This is a genomic window from Streptomyces sp. R44, from assembly GCF_041053105.1.
In the GTDB taxonomy this organism is placed as follows: domain Bacteria; phylum Actinomycetota; class Actinomycetes; order Streptomycetales; family Streptomycetaceae; genus Streptomyces.
Genome location: NZ_CP163444.1, coordinates 1280868 through 1299320, shown reverse-complemented (window position 1 = coordinate 1299320; position 18453 = coordinate 1280868). Strand labels below are relative to the sequence as shown.

The window sequence follows — 18453 nt, the reverse complement described above, 5'->3', positions numbered from 1 at the left end:
CGTTACGGGAGCAGCCGGTGGAGGTCCCGGAGGAGGGCGATCTCCGCGCCGTGGTGGAGGAGTTCCTGGTTGACCCACCAGACGATCTCCAGGAAGGGGTTCTCCGCGTCGCTGCCGTGCGGGTAGGTGCAGTGGCCGACCGTGTCGAGCGCCTTGTCGTCGACGGACAGCAGCGCCTCGCGCCAGGCGTCGGCGGCGGTGTCGAAGGCGGCGAGGGCGGTGACGACGTCCCCGCCGACCGGGTGGTCGTCACGGGTCAGACTGCGGCTGCCGTTCGTGTGGTCGGCGCGCAGCGCGAGCATCTCGGAGAGGTGGCTGAGCCGCCAGGCGATCGTCGTGAACGGCGGCGGCGTGGGGTGCGGCGGCAGCGTCGTGTCCCGGCCCCACTCCCCGGCGCCGACCAGGAGGGTCGCGCGCGCCCCCGGGCCGTCGGCGTGCCGCCGGACGGACCAGCAGCCGGGCGCGGGCTCCCACAGATACTCCGCGTCGGTCATCGGACCGACCTCGACGTCCGTACCGTTGCCGCTGTCCATCACCGGTCCGGCCATCCGGTCGGCGAGCCGCTTCCGGGCGAAGTCGAACTGGTCGAGAAGGGGGACGAGCCGCTCGGGCAGGGACACGGGACGCTCCGGATCACACGGGGGGCAGGGCGGTCGAACCCTGCCACAGGCGTTTCCGGGACGCACGCGAATATCGCTCCGGGACGGTGGTGTTGACGATCCGCCACGGAGGTTGTCGGTGCGACGGTATGGGGGCTGCCCGTCCCCCCGGATTCGGGCAGACCCCACCGCCCGCTCCGGGCCCACGGACTCCGGGGCTTCCGGAGGTCCGCGTCCCGGAGGTTTCAGGTCCGGTCGATGTGCACGCTGGTCGACTTCACCCGGGCGGTGGCCTGCATGCCGACCTCAAGGCCCAGCTCCTCCACCGCCTCGCGGGTGAGCAGCGAGACGAGCCGGTGCGGACCGGCCTGGATCTCGACCTGGGCGGCGACGTCGCCGAGCTTGACGGCGGTCACGATCCCGGGAAAGGCGTTGCGGGCCGAGGTGTAGGGCTCCTCCTCGTCCCCGTGGGCGCCCTGTCCGACCTCGATGGAGAACGCGGCCAGATCGCGGCCGTCGATGAGGCGCCGGCCGTTCTCGTCGCGGTGGGTCGTGACCCGGCCCGCGTCGGCCCAGCGGCGTGCCGTGTCGGGGCTGACGCCGAGCAGGCGTGCCGCCTGACCGATCGTGTAGGACTGCATACCGATCACGTTAGGCGCTGGTGGATCTCATCTGCAAGGGATCGGCGTCAGGCTCATGGCATCTGCCAGCCGACTTGGAGGAACCGACCAACCGGCGCGGTGGCTCAGGCCGTTCCCGAACGCCGCCCGACCGCCTCCACCAGAGGAAGCAGCCGGTGCGCCACCCGCTCGCGCAGCGCGATCTCGGTCCGGGTGCGGACCACTCCCGGCAGCTGGATCAGCCGCTGGATGACGTCCTCCAGATGCCCGGCGTCCCGGGCCACCACCCGGGTCAGGAGATCGCCGCCGCCGGTGATGGAGAAGGCCTCCACGATCTCCGGCACGGCCGCGAGCGCGTCTCCGACCTCGTCCAGGTGCCCCTGGGTCACCTCGACGTGCACGAAGGCCAGTACCGGGTGCCCGAGGGCGGCGGGGGAGAGGACCGGCCCGGTCGCCGTGATCACCCCGTCCCGCTCCAGGCGGTCGATCCTCGCCTGCACGGTGCCCCGCGCCACCCCCAGGATCCGCGCGTACTCGCGCACGCTCGTCCTCGGCTGCTCGATCAGCAGCCGCAGGATCCGCGTGTCGAGTTCGTCCACCGCCATGCTCCGTCGGCCTCCTTCGCCCCGGCTCGTCCGATTTCCGACTCTACCCATCCCGCCCACGCGCACCGCTGCTCCGTTCGCGGGACGGCCGGATCTGGGAGAGGCTCGTCAGGACCGGCTGAGGCGCGGCCGTGCACGTCCGGCGGGAGCGACGACGAGTGGACGCATACCGTGAGCAGGATCAGGCGGGTCCGCCACCCCCGCCCGGGGGCGGCGAACCCTGGGGTGCGGAGACCGCGTGGGGCGACGCCGTCCTCGACGCCGTCTTCACCCAGTCCGACATCGGGGTCCACGTACTGGACACGGAGCTGCGCATCGTCCGGGTGAACGCCGTCGTCGCGGGGATCCACGGCATCCCCGCCGACCGGGTCCTCGGCATGCCCGCGGTCGAGGCGTACGCCGCGTACGCCGGTGTGCGCATCGACGACGCCGTCCTGCGCGAGGTCCTCGCGACGGGCCGCTCCGCGGCCGACCTGCTCGTCGCCGGGCACTCACCCGGTGTCGAGCACACCGAGCACGTCTACTCGGCGTCCGCGCACCGTCTCCAGGACAGCAGGGGCCGGGTGCTCGGCGTGGTCATCACCAGCACCGACGTCACCGACCGCGAACGGGCGCAGGACCGGCTGCGGCTCCTGCACGACGCCCATGAGCGCATCGGCACCGGCCTCGACGTGGAACGCACCGCCCGGGAACTCGTCGACGTGACCGTGCCGGAGTTCGCCGCATCCGTCGTCGTCGCCCTCACCGACGCCGTCTTCCGTGGCCAGGACCCGGCCCTCCAGTCCCGGGACACGGTCCCGCTGCTGCGCTGCGCCGCCACCGGCAGGACGGAGCACGGACCGGAGGTCCCGGAGGCGGGCGCCGTCCTGCTGCCGGGGATCTTCGGGGACCGGCTGCCGACGGCGGAAGGCCCCTTCCCTCCGGCGGCGCCGGGCGCCGGCCCGGCGACGCGCCTCGTCGTACCGCTCACCGTGCGGGGGCAGATCTTCGGAGCGGTCGCCTTCCAGCGCCTCGACGACGCGGAGCCGTACGGCACCGAGGACCGCGCCCTCGCCGACGCACTCGCGTCCCGTACCGCGAACTGCCTGGAGAACGCCCTCCGGTTCACCCGCGAGCACATCGTCATGACCGCCCTGCAGAGCTGGCCGCAGCCCAGGGAGGAAGCCGCCCAGAGCGCCGTCGACGTCGCCCGCCGCCACCGGCCGGGCGGCAGCGGCGCCGGCTCCTGGTGCGACGTGATCCCGCTGCCGGGCGCGCGCGTGGCCCTCGTCGTGGGGCAGGTCGAGTCCCCGGGGCCGGGAGCCGTCGCCACGATGAGCCGGCTGCGGACCGCCGTCCACAGCCTGACCACGCTCGACCTCGACCCGCACGAACTCCTGGCCCGCCTCCACGCCACCACGCTCCGCCTCGCCGCGGAGGGCGACGGGACGACGGGGATCCGAACCGCCGCGCCGCCGGCCCCCGCGGGAGTCCCCGAGGCGGCGCCGCTCCTCGACGCGGGCGCCGCCGCGACCGGGCCCCGGCTCGCCCCGGCCGCCCCCGCCGCCCCCCACCCCACCGCCGGATGCACGATCGCCGTCCACGACCCCGTCGACGGGCGGCTCGACATCGCGGGCGCCGGCGCCTCACTGCTCGTCGTCGTCCACCCCGACGGGACGGCGGACAGCCGACCGCTCGACGACGGGCCGCTGCTGGGCGGCGAAGGCCCGCCGTTCGCCTGCGCGACGCTCTTCCTTCCCGAGGGCAGCACCCTCTGTCTGGCCTCCGCCGGCGAAGGGCCACGGGCGGAGGACCTCATGGCGGCCCTCGCGCACCCGGAACGCGACCCGGAGGCGATGGCCGACGACGTGGAGCGGCTCCTCGCCCCCGACCGGGTCCTGCTCCTCGCCCGCACCCGCCATCTGCCGCCGGGCGAACTGGCCGAGTGGGACGTCCCGTACGACCTGTCCGCCGTCGGCACCGCGCGGGCCCACGTCGAGGACCGGCTGCGGCGCTGGAAGCATCCCGCCGACCCGTTCACGGTCACGCTCGTCGTCAGCGAACTCGTCACCAACGCCCTTCGCTACGGCGCCGCCCCCGTCACCCTCCGCCTCATCGCCGACGGCCCGTCCCTCACCTGCGAGGTGACCGACGCGGGACAGGCCGCCCCCCACCTCCGCCACGCCAAAGCCGTCGACGAGGGCGGCCGCGGCCTCCTCATCTGCGCCTCCCTCGCGGACAACTGGGGCGTGCGGTACACCGACGAGGGCAAGACCGTCTGGGCCGAGCTGGGCGGGGACGGTGCTTAGGGCCTGTCGGGAAAGTCCCGCCCGGGGCGCCACGTCTACAGCCTGGACGCCACCGTCAGGCCCTCCAGTACCGCCTCCTCCACGGTGCGCGGGCTGACGCGGTCGCCCACCGCGAAGACGCGGTCGGGCGCGAGGCCCAGGGCGAGCGGGTCGAGGTCGGTGACCGGGAGGTGGCCCTGGGCCAGGACGACTCCGGCCGTGCCCTCCAGCACCACCGGGTCCTCGGTCAGGGTGTGCTGGAGGTAGACGGTGTCGTCGTCCGCGCCGTGGAGCCGGACGTTCGGAACGATCTCGATCCGGGCGCGCACCGCCTGGGCCAGCACGGAGGCGCGCACGTACTGCTGCAGGTGCTCGCCGGCCGCGAAGCCGGTCACGCAGAGCGTCACCTTCCGGCCCTGGCCGGCCAGGAGGAGGGCGACGCCGAGGCCGATCCAGTCGCCGCGCCAGTCCGCCACCACGATCCGCCCCCGGCGACCGCGCGGGATCTCGGCGTCGCCGCGGATCACCGACCAGGCGTCGAGCACGACCGGGTCGTCCATCAGCTCCAGGCGCGGTCGGCGGGGCCGGGCCCCGGTCGCGAGGATCACGGCGTCCGGGGCCGCGGCGGCGAGCTCCGGGGCGTCGATCCGCGAACCCGTCACCACGCGGACTCCGGCGCGCTGCGCCTCGCCCGCCAGATTGGTGATCACCCCTCCGAACTCGGCCCGCCCCGGGAGCCGTTCGGCAAGCAGCACCTGGCCGCCCACACGCCGGCCCGCCTCGTGCAGTTCCACGTCGTGGCCGCGTGCGGCCGCCACGGCCGCGGCCTTCAGGCCGGCCGGCCCGCCGCCGACCACCAGCACCTTCTTGCGCCGTGTCACGAGCGGCAGGACCCCGAAGCGACGCTCCCGCCCCGTCTCCGGGTGCTGGATGCAGGAGATGGGGTGGCCGAGCTGGAAGTGGCCGATGCACGCCTGGTTGCAGCCGATGCACGCACGGATCTCCTCGGTACGGCCGTCGGCGGTCTTCGCCGGCAGGTCCGGATCGCAGATCAGCGCCCTGGTCATCGCGCAGGCGTCGGCCTGCCCGTCCGCGAGGATCTGCTCGGCCTCCTGCGGCTGGTTGATCCGGCCGGCCACCATCACCGGCACCCCGACCACCGCGCGTACCTTCGCGGCCAGCGGGGCGGTGTAACCGGCGGGCCGGAACATGGGCGGAGCGATGTGCTCGGCCCCGGACAGGCTGGACGAGCTGCCCGCGCACACCGAGACGTAGTCGAGGAGTCCTTCGGCGTCGAGCCGGGCGACGGTGTCCAGGACCAGCTCGGTGTCCAGGCCGTCGTGGCTGAGTTCGTCGCCCGAGATGCGCAGGCCGACGGCGAAGTCCGGCCGGGCCTCCGCCCGGGCGCTGCGCAGCGCCTCGCGCAGGAACCGCAGCCGCCCCTCGCGGTCGCCGCCCCAGCCGTCGGTCCGGACGTTGACGTGGGGGCTGAGGAACTGCGCCGGCAGATAGCCGTGGCTGGCCACGACCTCCACGCCGTCGAGCCCGGCCTCGCGCAGTCGGCGCGCCGCCTGTCCGTAGCCGTCGACGACCTCGTGGATCTCCGCCTCGGTCATGGCGCGCGGCATCACGTGGAAGCGCTCGCTCGGCGTCGCCGACGGCGCCCACGCCACCGGCGCCGTGCCGTCCGGGGACTCCAGGATCTCCCGGCCGGGGTGGAACAGCTGGCCGAAGACCTTCGTACCGTGCCGGTGCACCGCCTCCGCGAGCCGGGCGTAGCCGGGCACGCACGCGTCGGCCGTGGCCATCAGCACGTGCGTGGTGTAGCGGGCGGACTCGTGCACGCCGGAGACCTGGAGCACGATCAGGCCGACGCCACCCGCGGCGCGGGCCTCGTGATAGGCGATCAGGTCCTCGGTCACCGCGCCGTCCTCGGCCAGGACCGTGTCGTGGCCGGAGGACAGGATCCGGTTGGGAACGGTGACGCCGCCTATCCTCAGGGGGCTGAACAGGTGCGGGAAACGCGTCGTCATGGGACGTCCTTTCTCGGGCCCGGACGGGCGGCGTGCCGGGGGAGGGCCGCCGCGCCCCGTCAGCGGAGCGTGAGGTGCGGTTCGAACGCGTCGAGGAGCAGGTCCCGCATCCGCGCCGGGGTCATCTCCCCGTTCCCCGCGAGGACCTGGATGGCCAGGCCGTCCGCGAGAGCGGTGAACCGGCTGGTCAGCGCCTCCGCGTCGGCGTCCGTGGCCATCCCCTCGTACTGGCAGGCGTGCACCAGGTCGAGCACGGTCCGCCGCCAGCGGGCGTAGATCTCGCGCTGGCCCTCCCGCAGGGCGGGGTCGAGGATCGCCTCGTTCCACGACTGCACCCACACCGACCATTCGTCGTTGTCGTCCTCGCCGCTGATCAGCTGGACGTCGATCAGCCGCCGCAGCTTCTCGACCGGCCCGTCCGCGTCCCGGAACTCGGCTTCGAGGCGCTGGTGGAGCCGTTCGGCGTAGTGGTGCAGGGCAGCGCGCAGCGCGTCGCCCTTCGTGGGGAAGTGGTAGTGGATCGTGCCGGTGCTGGTTCCGCAGGCGCGGGCGATGTCCGCGACCCGCACCTGGTGGAAGCCGCGGCGGGCGATGAGCCGCGCGGTCTCCTCCAGGATCTGGGCCCGGCGGACCTCCGCGTCGACGGCGTCGGCACGGCGCCGCGCCTCGGGCACCGCCGGGTCGTCCGCGGCGGCGGGCGGCCGGCCCTCCCCGGTCCGCAGGTACCGCAGGGACACCTTCCCGGTCCGCGCGATGGCGGCGAGCTCGCGGTCCGCGAGGCGGCGGCTGCCGTTGAGGGCCTTGGACAGCGCGGTGGGCTCCATGCCGATGCGGGCGGCGAACTCACGCTGGCTGATCGCCGCCGAGCGCACCACCAAACGCGCCCGGTCCGCCACGGCCCGGGCGTCGTCGTCCTGCGCCTGCCGGATCACTGTCATCGCGCCGCCCCGTCCAACCCGCTCGCCCCGTCGACCTCGTCCGACCCGCTCGCCCCGTCGGCCTCGTCCAACCCGCCCACCCCGCTCGCCTCGACGGCCTCGTCCGACCCGCCCAAAGCGCTCGCCTCGTCCGACCCGTCCGACCCGTCCGACCCGTCCGACCCGTCCGACCCCTCCGTCCCGGCCAGGACGGCGAGGACTTCGTCGGCGGCCCGGTATCCCGACGACACCGCGCCGTCGATGTAGCCGTTCCACTCCGAAGCGGTCTCCGTCCCCGCCCAGTGCAGGGGCCCGGTCGGCTCCCGCCAGCCGCGTTCGCCGTGGCGGCTCCAACCGCCGGGGGTCGTATAGGCCTCGTATCCGCCCCGGGCGAAGGGGTCCTGGGGCCAGATCTTCTCCGTGTAGTCGCGCGGCCGACCGGCCAGGGGGCCGACCACGGAGACGAGGCCGTCCAGAACGGCGGCCCTGCGGCCGGTCTCGTCCAGCGCGGCGAAGCGGTCCACGCGGTCGCCGTACACGAATCCGACGAGAACCCCGCGCGAGCCGTCCTCCGGGGAGTTGTCGAACACGACGCCGATCGGCCCGTCGTCGTACAGGGTCGCCACCCCGGACAGTCCCTCCTCGCGCCAGAACGGGGCGTCGTAGACCGCGTGGATCTTGGCGACGCGTCCCATCGGGCTGTGCGACAGCCAGCCGTCCCGGGCGGCGGGCAGGGGTGGCGCGAAGCCCACGGCCCGTACGGCGTGCGGGGGCAGGGCCACGATCGCCCGGCGCGCCCGGAGCAAGGCGGTCGGCGTGCGGACGCGGACGCCGTCGGCGGCGTACGCGATCGAGAGCACCCGCTCGCCGAGGCGGACGCGGTCCCCGAGCAGGGCCGCGACCGCGCGGGCCGGGCCGGCGGCGCCCGTGCGGAACCGGCTGTCCTGGGCGCAGCCGCGGGTCTCCATCAGCTGCTCGAAGCCGCCGGCCGCGGCGATGTAGAAGAGCACATGGAAGAGCGAGATCTCGTCCGGCTCCGCGCACCACAGTCCTTGGACGGCGAGGGCCAGGCGGCGCAGGGCGTCCACGTCGTCGGTCTCGGAGCGGAAGAAGGACCGGGCCGTCAGCGCGTCCCACTCCTCGAAGCGGGCCGTGCGCCACGGCCGGACGGTGTCGACCGTGCGGGCGAACGCGTCGAGGAGTTCGGTGATCCGGACGTACTCGGTGATGCCGGGCCCGTCGGCGGGCGCAGCACCGCTGTAGGGGACCCTCGCGCCGTCGTGCCAGACCTCGATGTGGCTGCCCTTCTCCCAGGTCGGGAAGGTGGGGCAGCCGAAGCGCGCGGCGAGTTCGACGAGGCGGGTCTGGGTGGGACCGACCCATTGGCCGCCGTGGTCGAGGGGTCCGCCGCCCGGCCGGATCTCGGTCAGGACCCGCCCGCCGACCCGGTCGGCGGCTTCGACCAGGGTGAAGTCGACGGCGTTGTCGTGAAGTCGGAGTGCCGCGGCCAGTCCGGCGTACCCTCCGCCCACGACGACGACATCGGATGCGATCAGATGCGTTCCGCTCTGTCTCTCCATGGCCCGAGAGGATGCGGCAACACTGACGGGCGCGTCAATGGTTGCGGCAGACGAGACCGGATCCGGTCCGGCCCTAACGACCGGACGTCAACGTCTCGCGGTCGATGCCCAGTTCGGCCACGAGCGCGTCGTCCACCCACTCCAGCATCGTGGCGCGGCCGAGCGGTCCCTTGTACGAGGTCATCTGCACGGCGAGTCCGTCGAGCAGCGCGGTCAGACGCCAGGCCACGTCCTCCGGGCGGTCGCAGACGAACTCGCCGGCCGCCACGCCCTGCGCGACGACGTCGGCGATCGCGGCCTTCCACTGCTGGTCGAGGTCGTGGGCGACCTTCCTGAGGGCGGGTTCGCGCAGCGCGGCCGCCCAGCCCTCGATCCAGAGCCGCCAGCCCTTCGCCTGCCCGGTCGGCGCGTACCAGCGCACGGCCGAGCGCAGCCGCAGCGCGGCGCTGGTGCGGGGTCTGTCCAGCAGTCGGCGCAGGTGGGCGAGGTCTCCCTCGGCGGCGTGGGCGAAGGCCTCGGCGACGAGCAGTTCCTTCGTGGAGAAGTGGTAGAGCACCAGGGAGCTGCTGACTCCGAGCGCCGAGGCGACGTCCGCGATGCGTACGCCGCTGACGCCGCGGGCTTCGATCTGCTCGACGGCGACGCGCAGGATCTCCGCGCGCCGTTCCTCCACGCTCAACCGGACTCTGGCCACGGCTTTACCCTACACAGCTCTTGACAGTGCGATGTGGCCGGGCTCACAGTGCTGGCTACTGACTGGCCGTTCAGTCAGATGATGTGCCGCTCCGTACGTGACCCTCCCCCGTGCCGCCGTAGGAGTCCGCCCGTGACCCAAGCACCCGTCACCGCCAGCAGGGCCGAAGAGCCCGCACCCGAGACCCCCGACCTCTCCGAGGGCTGGGGCGAACAGCGAGGCCGGCTCCGCAAGGAGCTGCGCCGCTTCGACGTCCTGCTGTTCCTCATATGCACCCTCGTCGGACTCGACACGATCGGGTCGGTCGCGGCGCAGGGCCCGCAGGGACTGACCTGGATGGCCATCCTCGCGCTGCTCTTCTTCCTCCCCTACGGACTCCTCGTCGCCGAACTCGGCTCCGCCTTCCCCGTCCAGGGCGGCCCGTACGTCTGGACCCGGCTCGCCTTCGGCCGGCTCACCGCGGGCCTCAACCAGATCCTCTACTGGATCTCCAACCCGGTGTGGGTGGGCGGCAGTCTGTGCATCATCGCCCTCACCACCTGGGAGGAGTTCTTCACGCCGCTGCCCGGCCTGTGGAAGTACGCCGCCGGGCTCGTCTTCATCTGGGGCGGCGCGCTCGCCGTCGTCCAGTCCGTCCGGGTCGGCAAGTGGGTGCCGATCGCCGGCGCCGTCGCGCGGATCGTGCTGCTCGGCTTCTTCCTCGTCTCGGTCGTCGTCTTCGCCGTGCGGAACGGCGTGCACGCCCTGCCCGCGAGCGAGTTCTCACCGACCTACGCCGGTTTCGTGGCGCTCGTCCCCGTCCTGATCTTCAACTACGTCGGTTTCGAACTGCCCAGCTCCGCGGCCGAGGAGATGCGCAACCCGCGCCGTGACATCCCGCTCTCCATCCTCCGCTCCGGCGTCGCCTCGCTGCTGCTCTACGGCGGGCCCATCCTCGGCATCATGTTCGTCCTGCCCAGCGACAGGATCGGCAGCCTCGGCGGCTTCATCGACGCCTGCAAGGCCGTCTTCACGGTCTACGGGGGCTCCATCGCCGCCGACGGCACGGTCACCCTCACCGGTGCGGGCGCGGTCTTCGGCGGCATCGCCGCCGCCGGGCTCATCATCGGCCTGTTGACCTCCGGCGTCACCTGGGCGATGGGCGCGCACCGCGCCCAGGCCGTCGCCTGCGCCGACGGTGCCGGGCCGGCCTGGCTCGGCACGATCTCCGAGAAGCACGGCACCCCGGTGCGGGTGAACCTGCTCTCGGCGGTCCTCGCGTCGATCCTCCTCGTGGCCGCCCTCAACCTCACCGAGGGCGACGGCGAGAAGTACTTCGCGGCGGGCCTGGGCCTGACGATCTGCACGACCTTCATCTCGTACGTCATCACCTTCCCGAGCCTGGTGGTGCTGCGCCGCAAGTACCCCGACACCCCCCGCCCGTACGCCGTCCCGGGCGGCCGCCTCGGCGTCTGGACGGTCACCGCGCTGTCGACCGGTCTGGTCGCCTTCACGGTGGTCGTACTGATCTGGCCGGGCTTCGGCATCGGCTGGTTCGGCACGGAGGGTTCCCCCGCGGACTCCCTCCCCGAGGCCTTCGCCGGCGAGCGCCTCGCGTACACGCTGAGCCAGGTCGTGCCGCTGCTGATCATCGCGGTCATCGGCCTCGTCTTCTACGCGGCGGGCGCGAAGACCCGCCGTACGAAGAACTGAGGTCCGGACCGGACGCGGTGAGGGGCGGCCCGCGGGCCGCCCCTCACCGCGTCCGGTCCGCTACCCGGCCGACCGCCCGTACACCTGCTTGCCCAGCCACTGGCCGCCGTCCACCGTGAGGCACTCGCCGGTCAGGTACGTCGCCCCGTCGCCCAGCAGGAACAGCGCCGCCTCCGCGATCTCGGCGGGGTCGGCGAAGCGGCCCGCCGGGACCGTGGCCAGAACCTCCTCGCGAGCCTCGTCGGTGGCCCACAGGGCCGCGCCGGCACCCTCCGTCTCCGTCGGTCCGGGGGCGATGCAGTTCAGGCGGATGCCCAGCGGGGCGAGTTCCACCGCGAGGGTCCGTGTCATCGCCAGGACGCCGGCCTTCGCGGCGGCCGAGTGGACGGTGCCCGGGTGGCCGTGCCAGGCGTACGTGGCGATCACGGACAGGATCGAGCCGCCGGTGCCCTGTTCGCGCAGCCTGCGGGCGACGGCACGGGTGCAGTAGTACGAGCCGTTGAGGACGATGTCGACGACGGCGCGCCAGCCGCCCGGGGACAGGTCGATGCCGGGGACGACGAAGTTCCCGGCGGCGTTGTTGACCAGCCCGTCCAGCCGGCCGAACCGCTCGACCGCCGCGGCCACCAGCGCGTCCACCGCCTCCGGGTCCCGCACGTCCGTCGGCACCGCGAGGGCCTCCCCGCCTGCCTTCTCGACCAGGGCGACCGTCTCGTCGAGGCGTTGCGGGGTGCGGCCGGCGACGGCGACCCGGGCGCCCGCCCCCGTCAGGGCGAGCGCGAGGGCGCGGCCGATGCCGCTGCCGCCGCCCGTCACCAGGTACGTCCGTCCGTCGAAACGGTTCATACGAGCACTCCATGGGCGTCGAGGGCGACCGCGCCGCCCGGGTGGACGAGCAGCGGATTGACTTCGAGCTCGATGAGCTCGGGGTGCTCGGACGCGGCCCGCGCCAGTGCGCACAGGGCGTCCGCGGCGGCATCCAGGTCGACGGCGGGCGCGCCCCGCCAGCCGGTGAGCAGCGGTGCGTGCCGCAGGGAGAGCAGCAGCTCGCGCGCCCGTCCCGGGGTGAGCGGCGCGAGGGCGAGCGCGGTGTCGGCGAGCAGTTCGGCGGTGACGCCGCCGAGGCCGACCATGGCGACGGGCCCGAACGCCGGGTCGTACCGCACCCCGGCGATGAGCTCGACGGAGTGCGGGTGGACGGCCATCTCCTCGACCGCGTACCGGGTGGCGCCGGTGGTGTCACGCATCCGGGCGAAGGCGGCGCGCAGCGCGGTCTCGTCGGTGATGCCGAGGGCCACGCCGCCCGCCTCGGTCTTGTGGGCCAGGCCCATCGCCTTGAGGGCGAGGGGGTATCCGGTGCGGCGCGCGGCCCCGGCCGCCTCGTCGGCCGTGGTGACGAACTCGGCGGTGGGGAAGTCGAGTCCATGGGACCGGAGCAGGGCCCGGACGCTCTCGTACCCCCCGTCCGCGACGGGGCGGGCCGGGGACGGCACCCGCTCGGGCGGCGCGTACGGTCTCGCGCGTGCCGTCCGGGCCGCATGGGCCAGGGCCGTCGCGGCCTGCTCGATGCGCTCGTAGACGGGTACGCCGTGCTCGCGCAGCACGGTCAGGGCCGGGGTGTCGCGGGCCATGGTGTGGACGACGAGCAGCCGGCCGGCCTTCCGCGCGGCCTCCCCCAGCTCCTCGGCGACCGCGCACTCCTCACGGGTCTGGCCGGGGTTGGCGGTGGCGTAGTCGCCGAAGTAGCCGGTGAGGACCGTGGCGTCGGTGCCCCCGCCGTCGAGCAGGGCCCGGGTGATCCGGGCGTAGTTGCGGAGGTCCGCCTCCCCGGCGCCCGCGAGGTCGACGGGGTTGCCGCAGCCGCCCCGGCCGGGGAGGTACGCGGCGACGGCGGCCCGGGTGGCCTCGTCGAGCACGGGGACGTCGAGCCCGCGGGCGGCGAGCGCGTCGGCGGCGAGCGCGCCCTGGCCTCCGCTGTCGCCGACGACGGCGATGCGCGGCGCTTCGGGGGCCGCGGGGGTTCCGTCGGCGGTGATGCGCGGTGCTTCGGGGGCTGCGGGGGTTCCGTGGGCGGTGATGCGCGGTGCTTCGGGGGCTGCAAGGGCTCCGTCGCCGACGGCCGCGGGCACGGCACGGCTTCTTCCGCGGCTTCCCCCGGGGAACGACGCTCGGCCCCGTCGCACAGCCGTCAACAGCACGGCCGTGTCCACCAGTTCGCCCGCCGACTCCAGCAGGATCGCGCCGGTGTCGCGGCAGACGGCGTCCACCACCGCCCGGGCGCTCACCAGCGCGCCCGTGTGGGAGGCCGCCGCGCGGCCGGAGGCCTCGCTGCGGCCGAGGGTCAGCAGCAGGACGGGCTTGCCGGCCGTGTGGGCGGCGGCCAGGGTGCGGGCCAGGCGCCGCCCGTCCCGGAAGTCCTCCACGTACGCGGCGACGACGCGCGTCGCGTCGTGGGCGATCAGCGCGTCGAGGGCGTCCGCCGCGTCGATGTCGCGCTGGTTGCCGAGCGAGACGAACCGGGAGAACCCCTGTCCGGCCCGGGCGAGGAGCCTGCCGATCTCGAGTGCGAGGTTGCCGCTCTGCGACACGAGTCCGACCGCGCCCGACGGGAAGTCCCCCCAGCTCAGGCGGAGTTCGGTGGTGGTGTCGACGACGCCCATGCAGTTGGGGCCGAGCAGCCGCCCGCCGTGCGAGGTGACGAGCGCGGCGAGTTCCCGCTCCTCCTGCGGACCGGACCCGCCGGACGTGATCACGGTGAAGCACCGCGCGCCCGCCGCGAGTCCCTGGACGACGACGGTCCGCACCTGCGGCGGCGGCACCGCGACGACGACCTGCTCGGGGACGGTCGCCAGGGACCCGAGATCCGGCAGGAAGGGGACGCCGTCGAGGGCGCCGCCCCGCTGGTTGACGAGGTGGACGGTGCGCCGGGAGCGTCCGGCGAGGGCGCCGGCGGCCAGCCAGTAACCCCACTTGGCGGGATCGGCGGAGGCACCGACGACAGCGACGGAACGCGGATCGAAGAGGGCGTCCAGGCTCATGCGTACCAGCCGAAGCGCGCGGCGATCACCGGCAGCCGGTCCGCGACGACACCGTGCGCCGCCGCGCGGGGGGTGGTCCCGTCGCGCTCGGCCCGGGCCAGGACCTGCTCGACCAGAGCGCGCATGGAGCGCCGGATGTGGGCGAACGCCTCGTCCGGGTCCGCGCCGATGTCGCCGAAGAGGGTCCACCACCACCAGGCGTTGGTGGCCGAGTTGACGACCACGTCCGGCAGGACGGTGATGCCGCGCGCGGCCAGCAGCTCCTCGGCCTCCGGCAGGACCGGCATGTTGGCCGCCTCGACGATCCAGCGGGCCGTGATGCCGGCCTGGTTGCCGGCGTCGACCGCGTACGAGACGGCGGCCGGGACGAGTACGTCGGCGTCGGCGGACAGCCAGGCGTCGCCGGGGAGTTCGCGGTCGCCCGCGCGCAGGGCGGCGCGGTCCACGGTCCCGTACGCGTCCCGGGCGGCCAGCAGCGCCTCGACGTCCAGGCCGTCCGGGTGGACGATCGTCCCCTTGACGTCGGCCACGGCGACGATCTTCAGCCCGGCCCGGGCCAGGAAGCGGGCGGTCGCCCCGCCCATCGTCCCGAAGCCCTGCACCGACACCCGCGTCCCCGCGCGGGGGACACCGGCCCGGTCCAGCGCCGTCAGGACCGATTCGGCGACGCCGCAGCCGCCCGCCAGCTCGTCGAGTCCGATGCCGTCCACGTCCACGGCGAACGCGTCCGCGAGCCGGCGCCGGGCCGCGGCCTCGTCGTCGAGCAGCGGGTACACGGCCTGGATCGAGGAGACCAGACCGGCCTCGGCGGCCGCACGGTCGACGAGGTCCTGGGTGAGGCCGAGGTCCTCGCCGGTGGTCCAGAAGCGCTCGATGTGCGGTCGCATCGCGCGGAGGTAGCGGACCAGCACCCCGTACGCCTCGGGGTCGCGCGGGTCGCAGTCGATGCCGCCCTTGGCGCCGCCGAGCGGGATGTAGCGGCCCTCGGGGTTGTAGTGCAGGGCCTCCTTCATCGTCATGCCGCGGGCCAGGCCGGCGACCTCGTCGAGGGTGCAGCCCTCCCGCATCCGCAGCCCGCCGCTGGAGACGCCGCGCACGAGCCGGTCGATCACCAGGTGGCCCTGGCGGCCGGTCACATGGTCCGTCCAGGTGAGGGAGATGAGAGGGGTGTTCGTGAGGGGGGTCGCGGGCGCGGGCGTCATCGGGAGGACTCCTCGGGAACATCGGGAACTTCGGGAACTTCGGGAACTTCTGGAACGGTGAGGACGGTGGGTCCGGGAGTGGTCAGCGCGAGGGCCAGGGCGTCGGCGAGCTCCTCCGGCGAACGGACCACGGCGCCCCGGCCGCCGTAGGCGCGGGCGAGCGCGGGGAGGTCGACGGCGGGCAGGTCCACGGCCAGGGGAGTGTCCCCGCGGGCCGCCATCTCCTCGCGGATCTCGCCGTAGCCGCCGTTGTCGAAGACCACGACGGGGAGCGGGAGCCGGAGCTGAGCGGCGGTGGCGAGCTCCTGCACGGAGAACTGCAGGCCGCCGTCGCCGCTGAGCGCGACGACCTGCCGCCCGGGGCACGCGGTCTTCGCGCCGATCGCGGCGGGCAGGGCGTAGCCGAGGGTGCCGAAACCGGTGGGGTGCAGATAGCGGCCCTCGGGGCCGAGGGGCAGATGGGGCAGGGCGCCGTAGTAGCAGCACTGGGCGCTGTCGGAGGTGAGGACGGCGTCCTCGGCGAGGACGCGGCGCACGGCTCGGAGGTACGGCAGCCAGCGCGCGTCGCGAGTACGCGTCTCGTCGTCCCGGGCGGTACGCAGGGCACGGACGCCGGCGTGGTCCGCGGGGACGTCGCGGGCTCCCCCTCGGCATTCGGCGAGCAGCGCCGTGAGCAGGACACGCGCGTCTCCCACCAGCGGCACGTCCGCCGGGAGCCCCGCGTACATCTGGGCCGGGTCCACGTCGACCCGGATCAGGGTGCCCGTCAGCGCCGGCGGCGGACCCCAGATGTCGGACTCGGCCAGCTCCGTGCCGACGGCGAGGATCACGTCGCGGTCCGCCAGCCACTTCTGCACGGCCGGACTGTGCAGCGACACGCCCAGCGAGAGCGGGTGGCGCTCGTCGAGGACGCCCTTGCCGTTGGCGGTGGTCACGACGGGTGCGCCCAGATCCTCGGCGAGCGCCGCGCACTCCGCGGCCGCCGCCCGGGCCCCTCCGCCCAGGACCAGCGCGGGCCGTCGGGCGGCGCGCAGCACGTCGGCCGCCTTCCCCACCGCCGCCGGGTCGGGCGCGGGGGGTCCGGTGAGCGGCGCACGCCGTACGGGCCCCGCCGGCTCGACGGTCTCCAGCAGGTCGAGGGGCACCTCGATGTGCACCGGTCGGGGCCGACCCGTACGGAAGAGGGTGAAGGCCCGTGCCACCGCCGAGCCGATCTCGTCCACCGACGACACCCGGTGGCTGAAGGCCGCGACGCCGCGCAGCGCCTCCGTCTGGCTGCGCATCTCGTGGAGGAGCCCGGTGGACTGCCGGGGGTGCCGCAGCGGCATGCCGGGGGAGACGACGAGCAGCGGCACGCTGTCGGAGTGGGCCTGGCCGACGGCGGCGGCGATGTTCAGCAGCGCGGGGCCGGTGGTGGTGATCGCCACACCGGGCCGGCCGGAGACCCGGGCGTACGCGTCGGCGGCGTATCCCGCACCCTGCTCATGGCGGGGGGTCACATGGCGTATGCCGTGGGCCCGGAGGTGGCGGTAGATCTCCAGGTTGTGCGTGCCGGGGATCCCGAAGGCGTCGGTGACACCGTGCGCGGCGAGGGCGCGGACGACGGCCTCTCCACCGGTGAGGGCCTCGCCCGCCGTGGGTGACGTCGTCATCACAGGCCCCGCGAGATCACGAGCCGCATGATGTCCGAGGTGCCCTCCTCGATCTCCTCCAGCTTGGCGTCCCGCATCCACTGCTCCACCGGGTACTCGCGCGAGTAGCCCCAGCCGCCGAGGGTCTGCACGGCGGCCCAGGTGCAGTACGCGGCCGTCTCCGAGGCGGTCAGCTTGGCCATGGCGGCCTCGGTCGTCGCGGACAGGCCGGCGTCCAGCCGCTTGGCCGCGCGCCAGGTCATCAGGCGGGCCTGCTCGATCCGGGTCCGCATGTCGGCCAGCCGGAACGCCACCGCCTGGTGCTCGATGATCGGCTTGCCGAACTGCTGCCGGGTGCGCGCGTAGTCCCGTGCGTACTCGTACGCGGCCCGCGCCACGCCGGTCGCCGCCGCGCCCAGCACCACGCGCGAGATGTCGAAGGTCCGCATGAGGCCCCGGAAGCCCTGCCCCTCCTCCCCGAGGCGGTTCTCCTCGGGCACGAAGGCGTCGGCGAAGAAGACCTCCCGGCAGACGATGGCGCGCTGGCCCATCTTGCGCATCGGCTCGCCGAAGGTGACGCCGGGGGTGTCCTTGCGCAGCAGGAAGGCGGTCACGCCCCGGGAACGCAGCGTGGGATCGGTCTTGGCGAAGACGACGTACTGCTCGGCCTCTCCCGCGTTGGAGATCCAGGCCTTCTGGCCGCTCAGCAGGTAGCCGCCGTCGGTGCGGGTGGCCGTCGTCACGATGGACGCGGCGTCGGAGCCGGCGCCGGGTTCGGTGGTGGCGAGGGCGGTCATCGGGGTGTCGGGGCCGGTCAGCGGGGTGAGCCAGGTCCGCTTCTGCTCCTCGGTGCCGAGTTCGAGCAGCGGGTCGGCGAAGAAGCCGTTGGAGCAGAGCAGGTTTCCGATGCCGAGGTCGCCGACGCACAGCTCCTCCTGCACGAGGCACTGGGTGAAGACGTCGGTGAAGCCGCCGCCCCCGTACTCCTCGGGAAGCATGAACCCGGTGATGCCGACCTTGGCGGCCTTGTGCCACAGGTCCCACGGTGTCTCGACGTCGGCCTCGTCCACGGCGCGCGCCCGCGGGCGGATCTCGTCGCGGGCGAAGGCGCGGGTGAGTTCGACGATGCCACGCTGCTCGGGGGTGAACGGAACCAGCTCGGTGGGGAGGTCGGACATGGTGCCTCCAGGGGTGGCAACAGGGTCGTTAACTGAACCGTCAGTCAGTATCGAGAGGCCTTCGCGGCGCTGTCAACGCCCCGGATCCCCCCACTTCCGAAAGCCTTCCCGGACCACCGCCCGGCGGCGGCGGAGCGCGCACCTGTGACGGTCGGGGAGGGGAAGGGGGTGGCGGCGTGAGCCAATGGCCCCGTCCGGTCACTCGTACCCCTACGACACTGGGCCAATGGCCCACCGTTTCGGCGGCGAGTTGAGCCGACGTGGCCCCTTCTGTCTATCCTTGTAGCCATCACACACCTTCGGCGCCGCGCAGCGCCGTCCGGCGACGAGGCCGGACCGGCCCGCGGTGCTTTCGTCGTGTCCGAGCCCCCACCACCCCAGGGGAGCCCCGTGCGCG

At 74.1% G+C, this 18453-nt stretch carries 14 protein-coding genes; 2 read left to right on the top strand and 12 right to left on the bottom strand.

What is annotated here, in order from left to right; all coding sequences use genetic code 11:
- Positions 1-2: 2 nt before the first annotated feature.
- The 3 genes from AB5J54_RS05945 to AB5J54_RS05935 form a co-directional block, all read right to left on the bottom strand.
- Positions 3-620, bottom strand: a complete 618-nt coding sequence (locus AB5J54_RS05945; protein ID WP_369142838.1) for a DinB family protein — start codon at positions 618-620, stop codon at positions 3-5.
- 224 nt (positions 621-844) lie between these two features.
- Complete coding sequence (locus AB5J54_RS05940; protein WP_369142837.1) at positions 845-1240, bottom strand: molybdopterin-binding protein; 396 nt, start codon at positions 1238-1240, stop codon at positions 845-847.
- Between the two features lie 104 nt (positions 1241-1344).
- On the bottom strand, positions 1345-1824 hold the full coding sequence (locus AB5J54_RS05935) for an Lrp/AsnC family transcriptional regulator (protein ID WP_361742527.1): 480 nt from the start codon (positions 1822-1824) through the stop codon (positions 1345-1347).
- A 158-nt stretch (positions 1825-1982) separates the two neighbouring features.
- On the opposite strand from AB5J54_RS05935, the gene AB5J54_RS05930 reads away from it, so the two are divergent.
- Positions 1983-4112 (top strand): SpoIIE family protein phosphatase, encoded by a 2130-nt coding sequence (locus AB5J54_RS05930; protein ID WP_369142836.1) that lies wholly within the window; start codon positions 1983-1985, stop codon positions 4110-4112.
- Between the two features lie 35 nt (positions 4113-4147).
- Here the strand turns inward: AB5J54_RS05930 and AB5J54_RS05925 are convergent, their stop codons facing one another.
- The 4 genes from AB5J54_RS05925 to AB5J54_RS05910 form a co-directional block, all read right to left on the bottom strand.
- Positions 4148-6124: an FAD-dependent oxidoreductase gene (locus tag AB5J54_RS05925; protein WP_369142835.1), complete on the bottom strand. Its 1977-nt coding sequence runs from the start codon at positions 6122-6124 to the stop codon at positions 4148-4150.
- 59 nt (positions 6125-6183) lie between these two features.
- Entirely contained in the window at positions 6184-7062 is an 879-nt protein-coding gene (locus tag AB5J54_RS05920) for a TetR family transcriptional regulator C-terminal domain-containing protein (protein ID WP_369142834.1), read from the bottom strand.
- Complete coding sequence (locus AB5J54_RS05915) at positions 7059-8621, bottom strand: flavin monoamine oxidase family protein (RefSeq protein ID WP_369142833.1); 1563 nt, start codon at positions 8619-8621, stop codon at positions 7059-7061. Before AB5J54_RS05915 ends, AB5J54_RS05920 begins: the two co-directional genes overlap by 4 nt.
- A 73-nt stretch (positions 8622-8694) precedes the next feature.
- Positions 8695-9315, bottom strand: coding sequence for a TetR/AcrR family transcriptional regulator (locus AB5J54_RS05910; RefSeq protein ID WP_369142832.1), 621 nt, complete (start codon positions 9313-9315; stop codon positions 8695-8697).
- A gap of 132 nt (positions 9316-9447) precedes the next feature.
- Here AB5J54_RS05910 and AB5J54_RS05905 point away from each other — a divergent pair, with 132 nt between their 5' ends.
- Positions 9448-11007, top strand: coding sequence for an APC family permease (locus AB5J54_RS05905; protein ID WP_369142831.1), 1560 nt, complete (start codon positions 9448-9450; stop codon positions 11005-11007).
- Between the two features lie 60 nt (positions 11008-11067).
- Here AB5J54_RS05905 and AB5J54_RS05900 read toward each other — a convergent pair whose 3' ends face one another.
- From AB5J54_RS05900 to AB5J54_RS05880, 5 genes are read right to left on the bottom strand one after another with little or no spacing between them, the layout of a single operon-like run.
- Complete coding sequence (locus AB5J54_RS05900) at positions 11068-11853, bottom strand: glucose 1-dehydrogenase (protein WP_369142830.1); 786 nt, start codon at positions 11851-11853, stop codon at positions 11068-11070.
- Complete coding sequence (locus AB5J54_RS05895; RefSeq protein WP_369142829.1) at positions 11850-14045, bottom strand: acetate--CoA ligase family protein; 2196 nt, start codon at positions 14043-14045, stop codon at positions 11850-11852. The genes AB5J54_RS05900 and AB5J54_RS05895 overlap by 4 nt, the downstream gene beginning before the upstream one ends.
- Complete coding sequence (locus AB5J54_RS05890; RefSeq protein ID WP_369142828.1) at positions 14042-15247, bottom strand: Glu/Leu/Phe/Val dehydrogenase dimerization domain-containing protein; 1206 nt, start codon at positions 15245-15247, stop codon at positions 14042-14044. The genes AB5J54_RS05895 and AB5J54_RS05890 overlap by 4 nt, the downstream gene beginning before the upstream one ends.
- The gene (locus AB5J54_RS05885) at positions 15244-16899 is read right to left on the bottom strand and encodes a thiamine pyrophosphate-binding protein (RefSeq protein WP_369142827.1); all 1656 of its coding nucleotides are present in this window, start codon (positions 16897-16899) and stop codon (positions 15244-15246) included. The genes AB5J54_RS05890 and AB5J54_RS05885 overlap by 4 nt, the downstream gene beginning before the upstream one ends.
- Positions 16899-18056: an acyl-CoA dehydrogenase family protein gene (locus AB5J54_RS05880; protein ID WP_369142826.1), complete on the bottom strand. Its 1158-nt coding sequence runs from the start codon at positions 18054-18056 to the stop codon at positions 16899-16901. Before AB5J54_RS05880 ends, AB5J54_RS05885 begins: the two co-directional genes overlap by 1 nt.
- Positions 18057-18453 lie beyond the last annotated feature (397 nt).

Coding starts and splice junctions, on each gene's coding strand:
- AB5J54_RS05885 (WP_369142827.1), bottom strand. CDS start 16,899: ATGACGACGTCACCCACGGCGGGCGAGGCCCTCACCGGTGGAGAGGCC.
- AB5J54_RS05920 (WP_369142834.1), bottom strand. CDS start 7,062: ATGACAGTGATCCGGCAGGCGCAGGACGACGACGCCCGGGCCGTGGCG.
- AB5J54_RS05880 (WP_369142826.1), bottom strand. CDS start 18,056: ATGTCCGACCTCCCCACCGAGCTGGTTCCGTTCACCCCCGAGCAGCGT.
- AB5J54_RS05890 (WP_369142828.1), bottom strand. CDS start 15,247: ATGACGCCCGCGCCCGCGACCCCCCTCACGAACACCCCTCTCATCTCC.
- AB5J54_RS05895 (WP_369142829.1), bottom strand. CDS start 14,045: ATGAGCCTGGACGCCCTCTTCGATCCGCGTTCCGTCGCTGTCGTCGGT.
- AB5J54_RS05900 (WP_369142830.1), bottom strand. CDS start 11,853: ATGAACCGTTTCGACGGACGGACGTACCTGGTGACGGGCGGCGGCAGC.
- AB5J54_RS05935 (WP_361742527.1), bottom strand. CDS start 1,824: ATGGCGGTGGACGAACTCGACACGCGGATCCTGCGGCTGCTGATCGAG.
- AB5J54_RS05915 (WP_369142833.1), bottom strand. CDS start 8,621: ATGGAGAGACAGAGCGGAACGCATCTGATCGCATCCGATGTCGTCGTC.
- AB5J54_RS05925 (WP_369142835.1), bottom strand. CDS start 6,124: ATGACGACGCGTTTCCCGCACCTGTTCAGCCCCCTGAGGATAGGCGGC.
- AB5J54_RS05940 (WP_369142837.1), bottom strand. CDS start 1,240: ATGCAGTCCTACACGATCGGTCAGGCGGCACGCCTGCTCGGCGTCAGC.